The 20,664-nt window shown below is 33.9% G+C and carries 18 protein-coding genes; all 18 read left to right on the top strand.

What is annotated here, in order from left to right:
- Positions 1 to 290 precede the first annotated feature (290 nt).
- The 18 genes from Arg41_RS03440 (at position 291) to Arg41_RS03525 (ending at position 20,363) form a co-directional block, all read left to right on the top strand.
- Positions 291 to 1,160 carry a hypothetical protein gene (locus Arg41_RS03440; protein WP_092342961.1) on the top strand — a complete coding sequence of 290 codons (870 nt, stop codon included), beginning with the start codon at positions 291 to 293 and terminating at the stop codon, positions 1,158 to 1,160.
- A gap of 40 nt (positions 1,161 to 1,200) precedes the next feature.
- On the top strand, positions 1,201 to 2,106 hold the full coding sequence (locus Arg41_RS03445; RefSeq protein WP_092486715.1) for a hypothetical protein: 906 nt from the start codon (positions 1,201 to 1,203) through the stop codon (positions 2,104 to 2,106).
- Positions 2,107 to 2,864: 758 nt separating this feature from the next.
- Positions 2,865 to 3,650, top strand: a complete 786-nt coding sequence (locus tag Arg41_RS03450) for a hypothetical protein (RefSeq protein WP_092342963.1) — start codon at positions 2,865 to 2,867, stop codon at positions 3,648 to 3,650.
- 156 nt (positions 3,651 to 3,806) lie between these two features.
- Positions 3,807 to 4,127, top strand: coding sequence for a hypothetical protein (locus Arg41_RS03455; RefSeq protein ID WP_092490467.1), 321 nt, complete (start codon positions 3,807 to 3,809; stop codon positions 4,125 to 4,127).
- Positions 4,128 to 4,368: 241 nt separating this feature from the next.
- Positions 4,369 to 5,241 (top strand): hypothetical protein, encoded by an 873-nt coding sequence (locus Arg41_RS03460; RefSeq protein ID WP_092490468.1) that lies wholly within the window; start codon positions 4,369 to 4,371, stop codon positions 5,239 to 5,241.
- 356 nt (positions 5,242 to 5,597) lie between these two features.
- Entirely contained in the window at positions 5,598 to 5,849 is a 252-nt protein-coding gene (locus Arg41_RS03465; RefSeq protein ID WP_092490469.1) for a hypothetical protein, read from the top strand.
- Positions 5,850 to 6,090: 241 nt separating this feature from the next.
- Positions 6,091 to 7,017: a hypothetical protein gene (locus tag Arg41_RS03470; protein WP_092490470.1), complete on the top strand. Its 927-nt coding sequence runs from the start codon at positions 6,091 to 6,093 to the stop codon at positions 7,015 to 7,017.
- Positions 7,018 to 7,200: 183 nt separating this feature from the next.
- A complete protein-coding gene (locus Arg41_RS03475) occupies positions 7,201 to 7,923 on the top strand; it encodes a hypothetical protein (RefSeq protein ID WP_092490471.1) in 723 nt (240 codons plus the stop codon).
- A 274-nt stretch (positions 7,924 to 8,197) separates the two neighbouring features.
- Positions 8,198 to 8,878, top strand: a complete 681-nt coding sequence (locus Arg41_RS03480; protein ID WP_092490472.1) for a hypothetical protein — start codon at positions 8,198 to 8,200, stop codon at positions 8,876 to 8,878.
- A gap of 961 nt (positions 8,879 to 9,839) precedes the next feature.
- Positions 9,840 to 10,721 carry a hypothetical protein gene (locus tag Arg41_RS03485; protein WP_092490473.1) on the top strand — a complete coding sequence of 294 codons (882 nt, stop codon included), beginning with the start codon at positions 9,840 to 9,842 and terminating at the stop codon, positions 10,719 to 10,721.
- A 137-nt stretch (positions 10,722 to 10,858) separates the two neighbouring features.
- Positions 10,859 to 11,689, top strand: coding sequence for a hypothetical protein (locus Arg41_RS03490; RefSeq protein ID WP_092490474.1), 831 nt, complete (start codon positions 10,859 to 10,861; stop codon positions 11,687 to 11,689).
- Between the two features lie 680 nt (positions 11,690 to 12,369).
- Positions 12,370 to 13,290 carry a hypothetical protein gene (locus tag Arg41_RS03495; RefSeq protein WP_092490475.1) on the top strand — a complete coding sequence of 307 codons (921 nt, stop codon included), beginning with the start codon at positions 12,370 to 12,372 and terminating at the stop codon, positions 13,288 to 13,290.
- 107 nt (positions 13,291 to 13,397) lie between these two features.
- Positions 13,398 to 14,249, top strand: a complete 852-nt coding sequence (locus Arg41_RS03500) for a hypothetical protein (protein ID WP_092490476.1) — start codon at positions 13,398 to 13,400, stop codon at positions 14,247 to 14,249.
- 606 nt (positions 14,250 to 14,855) lie between these two features.
- Positions 14,856 to 15,041: a hypothetical protein gene (locus Arg41_RS03505; protein ID WP_092343709.1), complete on the top strand. Its 186-nt coding sequence runs from the start codon at positions 14,856 to 14,858 to the stop codon at positions 15,039 to 15,041.
- A gap of 1,303 nt (positions 15,042 to 16,344) precedes the next feature.
- A complete protein-coding gene (locus Arg41_RS03510; protein ID WP_092343710.1) occupies positions 16,345 to 17,322 on the top strand; it encodes a hypothetical protein in 978 nt (325 codons plus the stop codon).
- A gap of 55 nt (positions 17,323 to 17,377) precedes the next feature.
- Positions 17,378 to 18,313: a hypothetical protein gene (locus tag Arg41_RS03515; protein ID WP_092343711.1), complete on the top strand. Its 936-nt coding sequence runs from the start codon at positions 17,378 to 17,380 to the stop codon at positions 18,311 to 18,313.
- A gap of 339 nt (positions 18,314 to 18,652) precedes the next feature.
- Positions 18,653 to 19,666, top strand: coding sequence for an aminoglycoside phosphotransferase family protein (locus tag Arg41_RS03520; RefSeq protein WP_092343712.1), 1,014 nt, complete (start codon positions 18,653 to 18,655; stop codon positions 19,664 to 19,666).
- Position 19,667: 1 nt separating this feature from the next.
- On the top strand, positions 19,668 to 20,363 hold the full coding sequence (locus Arg41_RS03525; protein WP_092343713.1) for a nucleotidyltransferase family protein: 696 nt from the start codon (positions 19,668 to 19,670) through the stop codon (positions 20,361 to 20,363).
- Positions 20,364 to 20,664: the final 301 nt, after the last annotated feature.

Raw genomic sequence — 20,664 nt, forward strand, 5'->3', positions numbered from 1 at the left:
TTTCAACATATTATAATGATTGCTGGCTGTTAGTGATATCTCATTATACGATGTAAAATATCTATTAGTGATAGTTTTTAACGATCAAGAGCAGTTATTTTATTTATCTGACCTGTAATAGGTTAGTAACGAGAATTTATTATACACAGAATGATTAATAAATCTACGATACAGCTGTGATAGGAATCGGTGAAATATTATGTACATAACTTGCTAAGCTATAGTATTTGAGGTAATTGATAATTTGCAGATGCTATTAGATTAGTAATGTGGGATAGGGTTGGTGGGATATGCAAGTAGGGGGTGCTGGGGCTAGTGGTAGTTGGGAGTGTAGTTGTGATGTTTGTCTTGGTTATTCTGGAGAAATTGCGCCTCATAGGGCAGATCATGTTCATGAAATATGTACTGCTCTTTTTACTGATGATTCAGAAAGTATTGTTCCTGATGCTTATGCCTCTACTTTGAGGCAATCAAATAGCCAATATTTAGAAGAAGTTAGAGGAGCAGAGAACTTAGAATTTATTGATGGTGAGATTATACTCAGTAATCCTGTTTCTTGTTCAGAAAAATTTATGATTGCATTTGCAGTGTTGTTGGTTCTTCTTATAGTAGCCTTTGTAGTTTCTGCTATTGCTACATATAAAGGCGCTGTTATTCCCGGAATAAATATGGAGACTATGGTCAATGTTGTTATGTTGGTTGGAATTGGATTAAGCATAGTTTCTTTTGGATATTCACTGCTCTGGTTAGGTTGTTTAGTAGGATATGCGGCTGTAAGTAAAGCTAGAAAACGTGAAGATGTTCTTTCTACAGCTAAATCTAGACTAAAAAATGCAGCTAGGATTCAGAAAAGAATAGATGTTAGTCTAGATATATGTTTTGAGGTGTTGCAATCGCACGCATCTTATTTGAAATTAGCAGTTGCTGAATCTGATAGGCTTAAGGCTAGGCCTCTGTTAGCGCTATTGGGAAGGCATCTTTGTGTTAGCACTCTGTATAGAGAGCTTAACTTAGGAGTTGAGGCTATGAATTCAGAAATAGAAAGGCTCAGAGAATTTAATGAGAGAAAAAAAGAGGAATCTATTGTTCTTGTTGGCATAAACTCAGAGCTCTCGGATGAGAACGATGCTCTTCTGTGTAGATTGCTTTCAAGGGAATAGTGATACTCGATTAAGTTTCTGGTTACCTTTTATTTGAGTTATGAAGAAGTTTTTTATTTGTGATCTCGTATTTTTATTGAAAAAAATCGGAGTGTGGGTTGGCATGGAAATGGGATTTAACATTTTTCCGGTAAACGCAGATCGCTGTGGTTGTACTGTTTGTTATAGCCGTAACGTCCGGAATGCACTGAACATAATAGATTGTCTCTCTGAAGAAGCAAAAAATATTTTTACTAACGATATTGTTAATGTTGATCCAAGTACATATACGTCTCTTTTAAGATTATCAGATAACCGTATTTTAGAAGAAATTACGGATGATAATAATTACTCATCCAAGTTTATGATCGTACTTGTGGTATTGATGCTTCTTATAACAATTTGCGCCATTTTTTTGATTATTGTATACAAAGGTATTATCATTGTGCCCGGAATGAGTACGGAAATGATGACCAATGTTGTTAAGTGTTCGGGGGCAGTGTTAGGCGTAGCCTTTTTTTCTTGTTTATTTGGTTTGGGTTATTTGACGGGATGTAAGGTTGGCAGTAACGATAGAAGATATAAATCTGTTGATGCTTTTGATAGATTTATTCTAACAGAATCAGCTGTTCATCAGAAAGAAGGATGGGATTATCTAGATAAAGTTCATAGGGAGTTGCAAGCCAAATCTTATTCTTTGACGAAAGATGTTATCGGGGCAGCCTATAAAAACGTTGATCGAAATGGTGATCGTTTTCTTAGAATGAGAAGAGAGTTTGTTCATGCTGGAGATGAATTTAGTCGGCTCAATGAAAGACGTATGTTGGTTTTAGCTACTCTTTCTAATCTTAGGTGTACTAAAGAAGAACTAATTTGTGAATTTAATGCTGTTTCTAATCAAAACCTATCGCTTCGCGAGGAGAATGCTACTCTGAGAAGTAAGTTAGATAAGGAAGAAAATAATTAAGGTAATCGTAATTGTCATTGTAAAAAAGTATCTTCCTTATGTAAGTTCTATTTTAATCGAAGATTTTATGTGATTTTTATCCATTCAATATGTAGAAAATGTTTATTAATAACTATTACGAATAAGAAAATTTTTCTCTAGCTTTTTGTAATTTAGCTTAACGTTGCCATCACTTCATTCTAGCTGCCTACCTTTTATTTTTTACAATATTTAATAGTTGTTTTTGTGGTGTGTGCAATTACGGTATGTAGAGCTAAGATAATCTAATCAAGGTATTTAGTGTTATTAATTTTACAAATGTTTGTTATATATTTTGTGATCTAATTATATATATTTTATTACTTTGTAGTTGGAGTTTTAATCTTATATGGTCACTTTTTTGATTTCGTATTTATATTATAAATCAGTGAATTAGTGCTCATATCTTGTGAATTATATGAGTATAATGGTATTTGCTGTAGGAATTTGTTTTGGGGTTTTGGGATATGTCGAGATCTGTTTCGTTGATAATTGACACTATTAATTTTGCTACAGGATGATAGTTGCGATTCTGGTATTAGTGGTACTGTTTTCGGTTTACGTAGTTACGGTAAATGAAAGTGTTGTAGGTAATGTAAGTCAGATAATGCTTATCAGTGTTATTAAAAATGTTGTCGAATGTGTATCAGTAAGTTTCTTCTTGTAGATACATTTTTATTGATATGGTACGCAAAAATGACAGCTGAAGGTTTTTTGCTACGGATAAGATTAGGGACTTAGTGCTGGAAAAGGTTGATGATATGGCTATGGGCGGATGTTTTTTTAATGGTGATTTTTCAGAAGATATAGATGGTCTCTGTGCTGTTTGTCGTGCTTCTGTTGACGAAAGTAATGATGGTTGTGCAGATGAAGTTCATGACATATGTAAGGATTTTTTTACCGATGTTGATTTGGGAGCTATAGACCCTGATGGGTATGTTTCTGTTTTGAGATCATCAAATTGTGCAGATTTAAAAGAAATTGAGGGAACTTCTGGTTTGGTGTTAGTTGATGATTTGGTTGTGTTCAAGCCTGCTATTTGTCCTCCAGAAAGACTTATGATTATATTTGCAGCATTGTTACTTGTGCTTCTAATCGCATTTATAGTTTTTGCTATTTTGGTAAATGAAGACTTGGTTCATATTCCTGGGATTAGCCCGGAGTTTTTGATTACGATTACCAAGTGGATTGGTGTGGGATTGTTAGCTACTTTAATGTTTCACTCACTGCTTGATTTAGGTTATTTGTTGGGGCGTGAGGATGATGCAAGAAATAAAAGATGTAGGGATGTTTTGTCCTCTTGTGAGTCTAAACTGAAAGATTTGGAAGGGGTTCAGAAAGAAATAGGTGAAGGTATGAGTGACTATGGGGAAGAACTTGGGTCTCGTGCATCTGCCTTAAGGTTAGTTAGTGTTATTCCAGAGTCTAAAAGAACTGGATGTTCGTGTTTAGAAACGTTATTGAGTAGTCGATGTTCGAGTGTTATCAAAAGTTGCGAGGCCATTAAATCGAAGCTTGAATCGTGATGGTTTTTAAACAAATAAAGATTAGTAAAGTGGTAAAGTGTTTTATTTATTGATAATAATAGATGTTGTTTGAGTGCGCGATGATACTCTGGAAAATATCTTTGTGCTAGGTATGTGAGATTTTTTGTTTGATGCATTGCTTGAGAGGCAAGGTCTATGAGTGAAGTTGTAGTTAATCGAGTTGTTGAGGGGGGGGATGAAGCTTGTTGCAATGGTGGTGCTGTTTGCGGTGAATCTCCCGAAAGTGTTCTTGGCCGTGTAAATGGTGTTGTTTCCGGTGCGCATGGATCTATTTTAAAATCCTCAGGTGATAGGAGATTAGAAAGTTTTGATGACGAAAGTTTCTCAGCTGATTCAATAAAATTATTGATTGCAATTGTGGCATTGTTGATCATTATTGCTATAGTTTGCATAGTTTTTGCGTTTCTTATATACAACGGCATTATTAATCTGTGCCGAATTATAGGACAAATGTAATTTTGTGTTTATAAAATTTGTGGAATAGTCACTGTTCTAGTGTTAGGTCAAGTTGTGTAGCTATTTAAACTAAGGCTTGAATTGTTCTTAGGAGTTAAATAACTAAAGGCTAGTAAAATGGTTACGTCAATTGATAGTAGATGTTACTTGAGTAAGTGGGATATTTTATCTGGAAGCAAGGTTCCGTGCCAGGGAAATAGAGTTTTTACTTGATATATTACTTGAAGAAGAGGTAAGTTCCATGAGTGAATGTATAGGTAGTAGTGACGTTGTTAGTTTAAATATAGATCCAGATCCAATTTTTTGTGGTTGTACTGTTTGCACTAATCCATATGTTAAAAGTGCTCTTAATGGCATAAGTGATTTATCTAAGGATGCTCACGCTTCCTTTACTGGTGGTGTTCGTGGCGTTGATCCAGGTACGTACAAATCTGTGTTAACACTCTCGGATGGTGAAATCTTGGAAGATGTTAATGGCGCAAATTGTTCATCGTCAGCTAAGATTATGGTCGCAGTTGCAGTATTGTTGGCGCTTATTGTTATAGTTTGCATGGTTTTTGTGGTTCTTGCACACAAAGGTGTTATTAACATTCCTGGTATAACTCCAGCCATGCTTAACACTATGGTTAAATGGGTTGGGCCCGTATTATGCGTAGCCTCCTTTTCCTATTTAATGCTTAGCTTAGGTTATGTGATGGGGGTTGGATGTAGTTACAAGGATAGAGAATGTAAGGCTATCCGTGCTCTTGGCAGGTCTATGCTAAGGAAAGTGGCTGTGGAGCAGAAAGAGGGTTGGGGTAGGCTAGATAAATGCCATACTGATTTTCAAGCTGAGGTCAAGTCCACTAAATTGGGTGTTACCAAATCAGCTTATGTGGGTGTTCCAGAGCTGATGAGATTGGAGCGAGAAGTTGCTAAGGCTGAAGCTGAAAGCATGGAACTTGGTTCTGAATATACGATGCTTCTCGTAGAGAAGAGGGAGTTAGAAGTTAGGTCTGAGGAGTATGAAGTGCTTCTTAAGAAAAACCAAGAACTTTCTGCTGATAATGCTGTTACCAGATCTGTAATGGTGGATATTGAATCAAGATTACGCAGTAACAGAAGTAAGAAATAGTTAATCTCTCTTCTATTTTTAAGAAATTGCTTTATAAACGTATTTGGTACTTGTTTCAGCCGTGGGAAATTTACTATGGATTTTAATTGCTGTTTTGCTGGTAGTTTAGATGTTTTTCCTGTTATTTGAGTGTAGCTTGATGCGTGTTTTTATTTTATAAATATTGTTCTTCAGTTGCTTTGTATTTGAGGTTTGATTAGGCAAGACGAGATAATAAAATTTATCTTGTGAATTAGTTAATTAGTGACCGTGTATTTAGTAGTGCTTAAGCAAAATGGTATTTGCTATTGTATAGATTGATGTTGCTTGTCTGATGTGTATTTGGGGATCAAGTAATAATGATGGGGTGATCTTATATGGATCGTATGTGGAGTAATTATGTAGAGCGGTGTTTTAGTGTTGTTGGTTCTGCTGATGGTAATCATCAGCGAGATGACGGTGTTGAGTCATTAATTGATCAGGGAGAAATTAATTGTGGTGGTGGTGTGTCATCATCTGAAGTTCTTACCACTTCTTCTTCTATATCTTTACCGGTTATTGTGTTTTCAGTATTGTTGACAATAATTTTTTTAATTGTTATTTCTCTTTTGCTAAAGAGGGTGTTTTAGATATTTACCGTAGGGATAGAGTTTTGGTGCCTGGTTGTTTTTTTGCATTTTTGAATATAATCAATGATGTTTCTTGTAGTTGATGACTGTAAAGCAAAATATGCTTATGTAATCTGGAAGGGATAGAGTGTAGTTTTGGGTAAAAGTAAATATTTATAAAAGTTGAATATGCCATCCGTGTTTTTTTGTGGTGATTTCATAGTTATGAATATCGTGCTTAATTTAGGAAAAGGTTAATACTATGCAAAAATGTTCTTCAGCTAGTGGTGCTTCAGTAGTTGATGCAGTAGGATGCGCTTGTGATGCCTGTCATTTTCTTCGCGAAGGTTCTGGTCCTGTAGGCACGGAATCTGATGGTTGGGTATCGGTTAGAGATTTTTTTTCCTATGATGATGAAGGTAATGATTCTGATACATATCTATCTCTTCTAAGGGAAGCAAATGGAATAGATTTAGATGAAGTTAAGAGTGCTGTGAATTTTAGTGAAGACGGTTTGGTTACCCTCAAGCCTGCTCTTTCTTCTTCGTCCAAGGTGATGATTGTTCTTGCAGTGTTGCTTGTTCTTCTTGTGATATCTTTTGTAGTTTTTGCTCTTCTATCATATACAGGTGTTATTTATGTTTCTCCTAATCTAATGTCCGATATTATTAGATGGGGTGGAGTTGGGGTGTGCTCGGCTCTTTTGGGTTATTCACTGCTTGGGTTAGGTTGTTTGCTTGGACATAGAGTTAAAGACAAGCGTGAAGGATTAGGAGCCATTCTTGAATCTTCTTGTGTTGCCAATCTAAAGGATTATGGTTCTGTTCAGGAAGCAATTGATTCTGATTTTGATAGATGTAATAGAGAATTTGAATCTGTTAGATCAAGATTGGTAATGATTTCTGATTTTGCTGCTTCTGTGAGGGGAAAACATATAGAAGATGCGATGAAACAAATTGATATTCTTGGCAATGATTGTGTTGAAATAGAAAGGAAAATCAAACTTGTTAGGGGAGAAATAAGGGCTCTTGGTAAATGTGGTAAAACGAAGACTGGAGATTTTGATTTTCTTGATAGGGATAATGCTCGGCTTGTAGCTGATAATGCTCGGCTTGTAGCTGATAATGCTCGGCTTAGATTAGAATTATCTGACCTGCTTTCGTCGTTAAGAGCTGAAGGAAAAAGTTAGTTGTGAGGATATAAGTTTTTACTTGGGTTGTATGTATCGGTTTTTGGAGTACTGTTGTCGGTCAGTAGCTATAGCTTATGTTGGGGGTTGATAATTATTACAATTGTTTTGCTCTGGCGTTGTATAACACAATTATTATAATGAGTTGAAATTCTAGATCTTACTTGGTAAAAGGGTGCTTTCATGCAAGGATGTCTTGTTGCTGGTGATGTTCTGGAAAATAAGTGGGAGTGTTATTGTGATGTTTGTTGTAGTTGTTTTGCCGAAAGGGTGATGCCTTCGGAATGCAATATCTGTGAAAGGGTTGGCAGTCTTTTCTCTTCTAGCGATGCAGATATTACTACGTATGTATCTGATTTAAAATTAGAAAATGACCAGGATTTAGAAATAATTAAAGAAATGGCAGGTTTAGAATTGCTTGGTAGTAATAGGGTTGTGCTTAAGTGCCCTATTTCTCCAGCAGACAAATTTATGGTCGCATTTGCACTATTTCTGGTTGTTGTGATAATAGTTTTTATGATTTTTGCTGTTTTGATGTGTAAGGGTGTTATTCATATTTCTGGCGTAAGTTCAGAAATGATGAGCAATATTACTAAGTGGGTTGGAGTTGGATTATGTATGGCTTCTCTTTCTTACTCAATGCTTGGGTTAGGGTATCTCATAAGAGGTAGAGTTGATAGCAATGAGAAGAGAGGTAAATCTAATCTTGATTGTTATGAATCTAAGCTGAAAAAATGTGCTGGTATTCAAAAAGAAGCAGATTCTGGAGTTCGTGCGTGTTTTGGGTTAATGAAATCAAGTATCTTGGCTTTGAGATTAGCATCCATTTTTTCAAATGAGCGGAGATATAAGCGTTTATCAAGCTTGCGTCAAAATCTTTGCCATATTAAAGAGGGTTGTCAGTAAACTCAATCTGAGATTGATTCTATTAAAGGTGAAATGGAAAGAATTAAAGAAGATAGTGGAATAAAGGTTTCTCTCTCCGCTGTTATTGAAAATCATAACAAAAGACTTTCCCAGGAGAATGAAGATCTAAGGTCTAATGGTAAGTAATTTTACGTATATGTTGTATGAGTAAAGTTATGGTAGTCGAGGACAGAAACACAGTGATGTTTTTTTCGTAAATAAATTTTTTGCATGAATTTTTCTATTTTATATATTACAAAAGAGTGGAGGGGTAATGCAAGGTGGTGGTATTGGTAGTAGTGCTTCTACAGGTGGGGGTTTCTGTTTTTGTACTGTTTGTTATGATGATAGAGTGCAAAAGGCATTGAGAGATGTAGACGTCTTGTGTGAAAAATCCACCAGTATTTTTAGTGATGCGCTGGATGGTGTTGATGGCGATGTGTATACATCTATGGTTGGTTTGTCGGATGACAAGATATTGGGAAATGTTGGCTCTACTTTATCAAGAAAAATTGCTATTACATTTTTGGTATTGACGCTTATTATTCTAATGGCATGTATAGCTTTTGTAATTCTTGCTCAGAAAGGTATTGTACATATTCCTGGGTTAAGTACAGGAGAGTTAGTTGGAATTGTGTTGGGTGCGACCTTTATTGCTTACATTTTTCCTTGTCTAGGTTATATGATGAGAAGTAGGATTAGTGGTGACGATGAGGATAAGTACGGTGCTATCCGTGTTATTGATAGGTCTAAGTTAAGAAAGTTAGCTTGTGATCAAAATAAAAGGTGGGATAGAATGAGGTGGGTTTTAAGCAAAATACAATCTAATCGGATGGATGCTAAAAGGTCTGTTATTGGTTCAGCCTTTAAAGATGTTGATGTTTTTTTGAAACTACAGAAAGATGTTGACGAAGCTAAAAGTAAGTATAAGGACCTCAGTTCTGATCATATATGAGTGCCATTTCAGCTATTGATGAAATGGAAGATGAACTTGTGAAAGTCAAACAATTATGCAGTGCTCTTAATCGTGAAAATGAGTTGCTTTTACGTGAGAATAAACGTCTGAAAAGCAAATAATGTGGTGATTACGTTTTTTTGTGCGCTGGTTAGTATGCATTTTATTTTTTCCCTATCTACTTAAGTACAAATAAAAAATAATGTAAGGCAGGAAAATATGTAATTTATATAAGTGAGTCTATATTAAATAAAGATAGGAAGTAAATTAGGTTAATGGCGGGTTATGATCAGTTAGTATTTGTGCTAATAATTGCTTTGCCTTAGTTGTAGATTTATGCATTACAAGTAATTTTGATAAATATTTTTAGCTAGGTTAGGCACATCTTTTTTGTGTTACTCGTCCTTGATTATCTAATCTGAAAAAATAGTATTGTTTAGTAAAAAATATATTCCTAGTTATACATGTTCCAGATGACTGCAAGTGTTTATGGACAATAGATTGTAATCGGCAGTTACTCCTTAACATAGTTCCTATTTCCCTTAGTATTTGATCAGTTCTTCGAGGTGGTTAGGGATACTGATTATTTATCATCTAATTTAGTTATTATATTCTCTTATTTCTTATCTATTATATTTTCATTAAGGGTGATACTACTATCATACTTTTTTTGAGTATCTATTAATGTAAATGTAAAAGAATAAACAAAATATATTGTTTATTGTCAATATAAGACAAAATAGGGTTTTCACAGTAAAGAAATAAATTTTTGTAAAGGTTAATCCTATTAATGCAATTGTTCTTGCCTAAAAAATATAATCAAGAACTTTATCAGATAAACAAGTTTATTCTTAGCAAGTAAATTCTCTTATTGCTACGCTTATTTTTATGCTTATAGCCTACGGGAAAACCCATGGTTTATTAATTCGTAAGTAATTTAATTAGAGAAAAGGGTAATGCCATGCAAGGATGTAGTAATAGCAATGGTGTTCTATTTGCTGAGGGTAAATGTAATTGTACTACTTGTTCTGTTTATTTTGTCGAAGAATGTACTATAGGTAGAATAGATGAAGTTCATGAAAGATGTTCAAGTCTTTTTACTGACACTAATAGTACTGATAATTATGAATCTATCTTAAAATTATCAAATACCAGCGACCTAAAAGAGATTGAAAGAGATATGGATTTAGAGTTGCTTGATAATAAAATCATACTAAATAATCCTATTTCTTTTCCGGTTAAATTTATGCTTGTATTAGCATTTTTTCTAGTCATTTTGCTCATAGTTTTTATAATTTTTTCCATTCTATCATATAACGGTCTTATCCATATTCCTGGGATTGATTCAGAATCACTGATTAATATTACTAAGTGGATAGGGGTTGGTCTCTGTATGTCTTCTTTATCTTACTTAGTGCTTGTTTTGGGTTACGCTATAGGATGCAGCTCTAGTGGTGATGGTAATAAATTTGTTATTGATGCCTGTAGATCTAGACTTAAGGATAGTGCTGCTGTTCAAAAAAAAATAGATACGGATTTAGCTGCATCTTTTAATGCACTGCAGTCATGTGAGGATAACTTAAGATTAGCGAGTGGTATTTCAGATGTTCTAATGGATCAACGTTTATCAAACTTGGAACGAGAATGCAGTTGTATTACTAACTGGGTTGAAGATCTTAAAAGTAGGATAGAGTCTGTTAATGTTGAAATAGAAGATCTGGAAAATGCTGAAAAGAATAATTCTGGTTCTGAAGGTCTTGATAATATTGCGGAGCAAAATAAAGAACTTACCAATAAAAATGATTTGTTGAGAATTAAATATTATTATTTATTGCAAATATAGATAGGAAATTTTACCGCGTCTATGAAAATTGATAACAAAGTTTACTTGAGGTTTTATTAATTTTTTCTTTAATCTAGGCCCCAGAAAATAAAATTTTTTACTTACGATATTACTAAATAATAAATAAGGAAAACTTCATGCTGCAAGGTACCAGTGGTAATGGAATTTCTGGAAATGAAAATCGTTGCTATTGCAATGTTTGTCTCAGCTCTAGTGTCCAGAAGGGGCTGGATAACCTAGATGATATATCTGAAAAAGCTAAAGATGATTTTCTGAGTGCTATGAATCGTGTTAATTTGAATGCTTATACATCTGTCAAGTTGTTGCCAGATAATAAAATCCGGAAAAATTTTAAGGGGGGTAATTTTTCTTCGGCCAATTTTATGATCGTGCTCACGGTATTGACTGCGCTAATTATAATAGCAGGTATAATTTTTCTAATTCTTATAAGCAAAAGTACTGTTCATATTCCCGGGATACCATTAAGTCATGTTTATAAGTGGATTGGGGTTGGGTTAGGCGTCACTTTTTTTTCATACTTGCTTCTTGGTTTGGGTTGTTTCATGGGTAGCAAGACTCTTGGAGATAAAAAATACAAAGTTATTAATGTTCTTGATAGGACTAATATAAGAAAGTTGGCTCTTGAGCAGCGTGAAAAATGGAATGATCTAGATACAGCTCATAGAATCTTACAACTAAAAGTTGTTGCTTTGAAGAGGTCTATTCCTCGACCAGCTGATCCTGACGTAGTTTCTAGGTCATTGATGCTGGAGGATCAACTTGCCAGAGTTAATGTTGAGTACAAAGCACTCAGTGCTACACATACAAGTGATTTTGCTAAGCTCATGAAATGTAGGGCTGCTAGTAGAGAAGTTAGTTCTGAATACAAGGTGCTTATTGCTCAAAGAGAAGAGCTTTGCCGAGAGAATAATATTTTGAGGGGAAAATTGGATAAACTGGAAAAATAAATTTAGTATCACAAGATCAATATGATTTATATTTTTTGAGACGATTATTTTTTTATGACTAAATTGTCTGCTTCAAGTTAGTTATCAAATAATAAAAATCCTAGGTAGGTGTTTGTGATCATAGGGAGGTGTTTGTAAAATTGTTTTACAGTAAGACATTTATTCTCCTCTATATCTTTTTCAGCATAAATTGTTTTTATCGCTGCTTTCCTGTTTTTACATAATGTATGCGCTCCTTTCTTTCCTTTACCATAAGGAAGAGGTTTTTTACGTTTTATTGATTAAAATGTGGGTAATGATAAATATTATCAATTTTTATAAGTATATTTTCTTTTAGTGACATCATATTTACAATATCTAGTAGTAACGCAATTACCCTTTTCTTATTTCTTATATATAAGTGGTATAAAATAAAAACTATATCTGTCATATTTTTATAATTGTTCATAGGTTTCATTTGCATGATGTCATGTGTGGAAGAAGAATATTAATTTTTTAAGTAATTTTATGTTAATCGTTACAGAAAATGGTAGGATATTTATTGGAGCTATTTAGAACCATATTTTTGTTGACTGTTTATTTATTATATATTACTTGGTGAGTGAACTTACTCATTGTTTATTTTTTATGTTTTATGGATATACTAATTAGTTATATTTAGTTAAGGGGTGGGTATCGCCATGCAAGGGTGCTTTGTTGATGGTAATATCCCAGAAGGTAGAGTAGGATGTTCTTGTGATGTTTGTCGTAGTTACTACGACGGAAGTCCTTCGCGTAGCATAGATGAAGTTAATGAAAGATGCAGAAACCTTTTTGTTGATGACATAGAAGCAGATGTTGCTGATACGTATGTGTCTCTTTTGAGATTTACAAATGATCAAGATTTAGAAAAGGTTAGAAGTGAAGTGATTTTAAGCACTGTTGATGATAAAATCATATTTGAGAGTTATTTCTCAGATAAGTTTATGGTTGCGACTGCATTGTTGTTCGCTCTTGTTTTGTTATCTTTTGTAATTTTTGCGTTCGCTATCACTATAGGTGAAGATGCTGCTCGTATTTATAGTGTGAGTTCAGTGGTTATTAGTAGCCTTACTACGAGTAGCCTTACTACTAGTAGCGCTACTACGTGGGTTGGTTTTGGGTTATGCTTGTCTTCTTTTGCTTACTCAATGCTTGGTTTAGGTTATTTGATCGGACGTAGATCAAATTTAAATAATAAAAGATGTAATTTCATCCTCGATTCTTGTGAATCTAAACTTAAAAGATACGCTACTATTCAGAAAAAAGCAGGTTTTGTTCTAGATAAGTTTCATAAAGTATTGCAATCTAGGGAGTCAGATTTGAAAATAGCGGCTGCTATTTCGAACATTATAAGGAGATCTCCTTTATCCAGATTGATGATAGAACATTATTCGATTAGCCTATCCCATAGGGAAATTAGATCTAAACTTGAGGCAGTTAACTCTGAAATAGCAAATATTAGGAATGATAATGAAACAAATACTCGTAAAATTTATCTCCTTTCTAAGGAAAATGAGTCTCTTTCTGAAGAGAATTATATTCTTAGATCTAAGTGGAGGCGTATTATTACTGTGACTTAGAGTAGAGTTTGCTAGTGATTGCTGTGTATTTTTCATGTTCATGAATGTTTGTTGTATAAAAATGGGTTTTTTTGATTGCAGTGATAATTTAAGTAAAAGGAAGTGTTATGCAGGTAGGTCCTGGTGGTGGTGGTTTTTTGGAAAATGAAAATCCTTGCCTTTGTACTGTTTGTTGTAGTGATAAGGTACAAAACTCTCTTAGAAGAGTAGATGCTGTATCTGAAGAAGCCAGGAGTATTTTTGCTAATGCCATTGATAGTGTTGATCCAGGTGCATATAAGGATCTAATAGAATTATCAGATAGTCGAAGTTTAGAAAAAGTCAGGGATACCTGTTGTTTTAAGAGTGCACTTGTGATACTGCTAGTCCTTGTAATATCTAGTGTAATTTTCGGAATTCTTGCTAACAGAGGTGATGTGCGTATTACTAGATTGCTTGGAGTTGGATTAAGCATGATTTTTCCTTCTTACTTGATTATTGTTTTGGGTTATTTGATGGGAAATAATTGTAATAGTGAAGATGACAAAGAAAATAAAGTTATCCGTGCTCTTGATAGATCTAGATTAAGAAAGTTGGCTATTGATCATAAGGAACGCTGGGATAGTCTTGTGACGTCTCACAATGAGTTGCAATATAAAGTGAATTGTTTGAAAAAATCTGTTACTGGTTCGGCCTACGATGGTATTGATCGTCTATCTAGAATGGAGAGAGAGCTTGCAAATGCTCAAGTTCAGTATAGTAGGCTTGGGTGCAACTATAATCTTGCTATTGTAGAACGTACGACTCTCAGGGATAATAGTGAAGAAATTAACTCCAGATATGATGAAATTTCTAGGAAAAATGAAAATCTTTCCATGGATAATATTATTATCAAAAGTAAATTGTATGATATATTATTTTTCAATTACCGCAAATTTGGTGAAAAGATGCCGATTTCTGTTTTCTTGCCTGATCGCTAATAGCGAGTTATGATTTTTTCCGATATGCGTACGGGGGCAATGTATCATTAAACGCGTTTTATTCTTTAACTACTATCTCATTCCTTTAGTTTACATCATCTTTTTCTGCTTTTGTTTATACTGCGGGGTGGTACCTGTTATTGTGATTGTTTAGCTTGCTAGTTTGATTGTCTGACTCATTCGAGGTGTAGCACACTAAAGTATAAGTTACACTGTCCATTTTGGCGTTCGTGGCGGTTATTGATTATCATTTCTTTTTCCTCATGCTTATGCTTTGTAGAATATTTGATATTGATAATTTGATCGGTGTACCATGTTGCTATGATCATGAATGGATTGAGTATAAATAATGGTTAATTTTTGGTATAGGTTAATATTTTAATCGGTGAGAATATAGTTTGTTCATATTTTTTGTTCATAAAAAGTAAATTCTGTATATGTGATATTTTATTTGACATAATTGGATTCTCAAGTAAGGAAGGGCGTGTGATGTTACGTCATAACTGAGTAGATTTAATCTCGTAAAGCAGTTGGTATATTACACCTTTATGTGTGCTGTACGAGCGCGCTGCATTTGTGTATTTGTTTTGGTAGGCATGGAATGCTATGAAAGGTTGTTCCATTGGCAGTAATTTTATAGAAGGAGATTTATACCATTGTGTTTTTTGTGACAGTTATTATGATAAAGGTAAGATTAGTATTATAGATAAAGCTCATAAAAAATATAATATCTCTTTATTGATGGTTAGTTCTGATGCGTGTGCGTCCAATGCTCCTATATTAAGCTCTTAATATTATAAAGATGGAGAAAAATTGTTGATGGTTTTTTCCATATTTTGTTGATAATAAAATTATACTTGAGTTTCCTCTTTCTACAAGCTTGTGGATGTGCTTGTAGTGTTGCTGTACCTTATCGTAGATACTTTTGTTGTTTTTGCAATTACTGCAATACGCAGTAGAGTTTTACCTGCTTTTGTTTTTCTCTATTAATTCTGAAGTTATTACTGGATTGACCTATAGTCGTGTAAGATTGCAGCTGTTAATGGATAGGGAATTTGCTGAGAATAAAGATCAGTATAGTAGATTATGGCTAATATTATGAAACTTAGTGCAAAATGTGTTGAGTTGAAAATAAAATCCTTCTGATTATTAAGTTATTGTTAAAGGTGAGTTGTGCAACATCCCCGTTGAGTGCTACTTTGATTGCACTTATTTTAATATAGTGATTTAAGATGATAATTTTTGTAACGATGAGTTATGGATGTTTTTATTGGTATAAATGATGTGACTATTTTTATTTTGGCATTTTCACTAATCGGTGGCTACTATAGAGAGTAGGTGGGGTATTTATTAATCAGATGTATTTTATAGGCATTGCTTAAATATTACCACTGTGCTTTATTGTGATTTGCTGCTCTGTTTTGTGCTGAGGTGAAATGCCGTTTTTATAATGTATATAGCATTTTTTGTTCATCAAAAATGATGCTTTTTAGGAAAAATTTTTTGATAAAGCTGTTTGATCGTTAATCGATATATTTATGGTAATTTTTTATAGGTTGCGTATAGAAGAAGTTGATCTGCTTGCATATTTACTTTTAGCCGTAAAGTTTTCTTCCAACCGGGATCGTATTTTTCGAGTTGTGAGGCGTAATTTTATGATTTAAAAATAATTATGATGATTAATAATAAATAAGATTGTGTTTCTATTTGTGAATTTTCAGTAAAACTATAAATCTAAATTATCATAAGCCCCTATGGGCACTTAGTTTGTGCTTTGGGGTGATACTACTATGTTAATTTCATAACTTTCAGTGTGATAATACTTATTTTTATAAATTTTGTGATTTGTGCTGTTATCTACTTTCAGTATTGATCAGTGAGGATGAAGTTATTGTTGTGAGGTTGTAGCTATATTGCTTATTGGTTCTGCAGTTTTTCCATGAACATCTTTTGCTTATCTGTATTGCAAAATTATAAAAGATAAAATAATACCTGATACTTATGTAAATATAAATAAGATAAAAAATTTTATGCACTTCATAAATAAATTTTGTGAAATCGGTAAAATAGCATTTACAGCTTCTTAGGGTAGTATATGCTTAATGGATATAGATTGATGGTGATTGTTAAGCTAGTAATATGCTGGAAGGACTATTTTATGCAAGTGGGGGGAAATTTTGTTGGTAATGATATTCCAGATAGTTGGAGGGGATGCTCTTGTGATGCTTGTTGCAGTTATTCTGGAGAAAGTGCAAGGCGTAGAGCTATTGATATTCATAAAAGATGTAATGGTCTTTTTATCAATGATGAGGTAGGTGATCGTTCTAGTGATTATGCATCTCTTCTAAGGTCATCTAATAAACGTGACTTGAAAGAGCTGAAGTCATTTAAAGTACTGGTGGGTTTGGAATTTGTCGATAATAATATTATTCTTAGAAACCCTATTTCTTGTTCAAGTAAATATTTTATTTCATTTGCATTATTGTCGTCTCTGCTTCTTGTAATTTTTGTAGTTTTTGCAATTATGGTATATAAAGGCGCTGTGCATATCACAGGTATTAGTTCGGAAATGCTGACAAATATTACCAAATTTGTTGGAGTTATTATATGTGCGCTTTCTTCATTTTATTCACTTCTTGTTTTAGGTTATATGCTTGGATGTAGATCAGAGAGTGATTATAAAAAATATGATAATGTTCTTAATTATTATGAATCTAATCTAAAAAGTTGTTCCGCCGTTCAAAAAAGAATAGGATTTGCACTAAATAGATGCCATAGGGGATTGCAGTCATGTGTATCTGATTTGAAGTTTGCTGTTGCAATATCTAATATTTCTAGAGATAGCACTTTATTAGGATTATTGAGTGAACATTTATATATTGGTAAGCTATGCGAAGAAGTTAGACTAAAAATAGAATCAGTTGATTATGAAATAACAAAACTCAGGAGTGATAATTTATTAAAGAGTCGTGAGGTCAATACTCTTGGTGAGAAAAATATGGAACTTTACAATGATAATGAAAGACTCAAATCTAAGTTGGATGATCTATTGTCAAGGTTATCTGAGCTATAAATAAGGTGCTTACCAAAATAAGTTTTTTTATTTGCCAGAGATTTAAGGGGTGTATATGCAAAGATGTATTGATAATACTGGTTTTTTATCAGCTGAAGGTAATTGCTATTGTACTGTTTGCTGCAGTTATTATGTACGTAGCGTACTTAGTGATATAGAAAATATATCAGAAGAATCCGGAAATATTTTTGCTAATGCTATTAGTCAAGTTAACCCAAGTACGTACACATCCCTTGTGGCATTGTCGGATGATAATATTTTAGAAAAAGTTGGAGGTGGTGATTTTTTATCATCCAGGTTTATGGCGGTACTTGCGGTGTTATTGGCTCTCCTTATAGTGGCTGGTATAGTTTTTGTAGTTCTTATGGCCAAGGGTGTTTTTCATATTCCTGGAATTAATTCAGAAATAACGAAGCATATTGCTAAGTCGGTTGGCATTGGATTGTGCATTTCTTCTTTTTCTTACTTGGTGCTTGGTTCAGGTTATCTGCTAGGATCTGAAACTGGTAGTGATAATGAAAAAGATAAAGCTATTAGTATAGTTAACAGATCTAGGGTAAGGAAATTAGCTGTCGATCAGAAGGAAATCTGGGATAATTTGGATGAAATTCATTCTGGACTGCAGTCAAGTGTGTTTGGCTTGGATAATTTTGTTACTGGATTAGCTTATAAAAATGTTGACCATTTATCTTCAATGAAGCACGAGGTTAGAGATGTTAATGATAAATTTATTATGCTTGATGGTGTTTTTAGTGCCGTTCTCATGGAATGTGCTGATCTCGTAGAGGACAACATAGCAATTAATTCTGAGTATGTTGTGCTCACTGATCAAAATACAGTGCTTTCAGATGAAAATACCGTTCTTAAATATAAGCGAGATGATTTGCAAGAAGTACTTCTTGTTAAACAGTATGGCTATCTTGGTTCCGATGTTCTGGATAGTTTGAGATCATTGCAAGTATTATTCGATAATACTCGATTGACTCTTTAAATATGGATATTATCTATCTTACTGATTTCTGTGTGATGTTTGACTATGTTTGCAGTATTGCTGTGTGTTTTATAGCCATATGTGATTGCTGTTTTTGGCAATGATTTTGAGATGTGTGCTCTAGTCGGGAAAATTCGTGGATGACATTTGTCATTAGTGGCGATTTTGTTTATGATGTTTAGAAAATTACCTGTATCATAAAAATAAACTTTGTATTTCAATTAGTTGTGATGGTTGCTTATGCTAATTTTTAGTTAGCAATGTTGGCTATTTATTATTGGTTTACTTCTTTGATATCATGTCCAGAAACGTAATACTGACTTTTTAAGTGTTAATTTTATGAATATGTGTGATATTGGAGATGATGATCGTGCAAGTGAAGCCTATTTTTGGGCAAAAGGTATCATGCCAAATGTTGAGACTATAGAAGTTGCCTCATTTGATGCTAGCTTCCGTCGGTATTTGAGATTGCGTACACTGTCTAATGAATCCTATATTGTTATGGATGCTCCCCCAAGTCGAGAAAGTGTAGATGAGTTCCTAGAAGTGGCAGAGATTTTTGAATCTGGTGATATTCGTGTTCCAAGTATATATGCTTATGATAAAACTCAAGGATTTATTTTGTTGGAAGATTTAGGTCAGCAAAGTTTCTTCGATCTAGTATCTTCGGCTTCTTCTTGCGAAGGGAGATTAGATTTATACAAGAATGCGATACAGGTTCTGTTTAAACTACGTAAAGTAAAAATTGGATTAAACACGTTGCCACTATATGACAATTTTATGCTAAAGAAAGAATTGTTGCTATTTACAGAGTGGTATACACCGTACATTGATGTTGACATAGAAGTTAATTGGTCGGCCCTGTTTGATGTTATAGTCGATGGTGTTCTGGATCATCCTGTAGTTCTTGTTCATAGGGATTTTCACAGTAGAAATATTATGATTAATTGCCAAGATATGGTTTTGATTGATTTTCAGGATGCTGTACGTGGTTCTGCTTACTATGACTTAGTATCACTTCTTAGAGATGCATATACTGAAGTTGATAAAAAGGAGGAGCTTGAGCTTTTAAAGTACTATTACGATGGTGTTCATTCTCAACGAGATAGTTTCGAGTCGTTTTTTCGTTGCTACCAATTGATTGGATTGCAGAGGCATCTTAAAGTATTGGGTATATTTGTTAGATTGTTTAAGAGAGACGGGAAGTCACAATACTTGTCATATTTGCCTCGGGTTCTGGATTACGCTACTAAAGCTGTTTTAGATCTTTTTGGTTGCGGAGCTTACAGTGATGCCTTAATTTCCTACCAGGATAGACAGGAACAAAAACTTATTGTTGCAGTAGGTGGTTAACGTGTCAAGGCAAGCAATGATATTGGCTGCTGGAAGAGGGCGTCGTCTTCGTCCGTTTACTGATAAAATTCCTAAACCTTTGATTTCCATAAAAGGAAAGCCGCTAATTATTCACCACATTTATCGTTTGGTTGATATGGGAGTGAAGTCAATCGTTATAAATACTGGATGGCTTGGTGATGTTTTAGAATCCAGTGTGGGATATGGCAGTCAGTGGGGTGTAACTATTACATATTCCAGAGAGAGGTGTAATGCTAGAGGCATTTTGGGAACAGCTGCTGGGATAAGGTTTGCCATCCAAAATAATTTGTTGACGGAGGATACATTTTTCGTTATCAATGCTGATGTTTGGACTGATTTTTGCCAATGGGATGAATGTGCATTGACTGAAAATAGTCGTGTAGTATCCCATTTATTATTGGTTCCAAAAAGCACCGATCGAGGAAAAGGTGATTTTTCCTTGAAGTCGTCCGGATTAATAGATTGTGATAATAGTAATCCCTATATTTTTTCTGGTATGGGATTTTATAGAAAAAGTGTTTTTCAAACGAAAGATCCTATTTTTAGGCATTTGGGTGATATGTTGAGATACTATGCTTACAAGGGTATGGTAAGTGGTTCGTTATATCCAGGTGTGTGGCAAGATATGGGAACTATAGAACGTATACGTGGTATTGATTCTTCTTTCGATATGTAGTTATCAATGAGGATAGGTTGTTTTTTTTGGCATGGACGATATAAATAAAAAATATCTTTTGATGTGGTTGACTGTAGTTGGAATACATCTGACAAGTAATAATAATACCTTTTTATGATTTAATAATTGTTACTCAATGCTAACATTATTGATTTATCGTTTTAATTGTTATGTTTGTTGGTTATATATAGTTAATATTTTTGTCAAATTGCTTCAATAGTTTGATTGTTTTTTAAATCAGCATAGCTACGGCTGAAGCGTGGGTTGCAGTGTACCTATTTTTTTGTTCTGCTATAAATTT

The organism is Candidatus Ichthyocystis hellenicum, from assembly GCF_001460935.1.
GTDB lineage: Bacteria > Pseudomonadota > Gammaproteobacteria > Burkholderiales > 2013Ark19i > Ichthyocystis > Ichthyocystis hellenicum.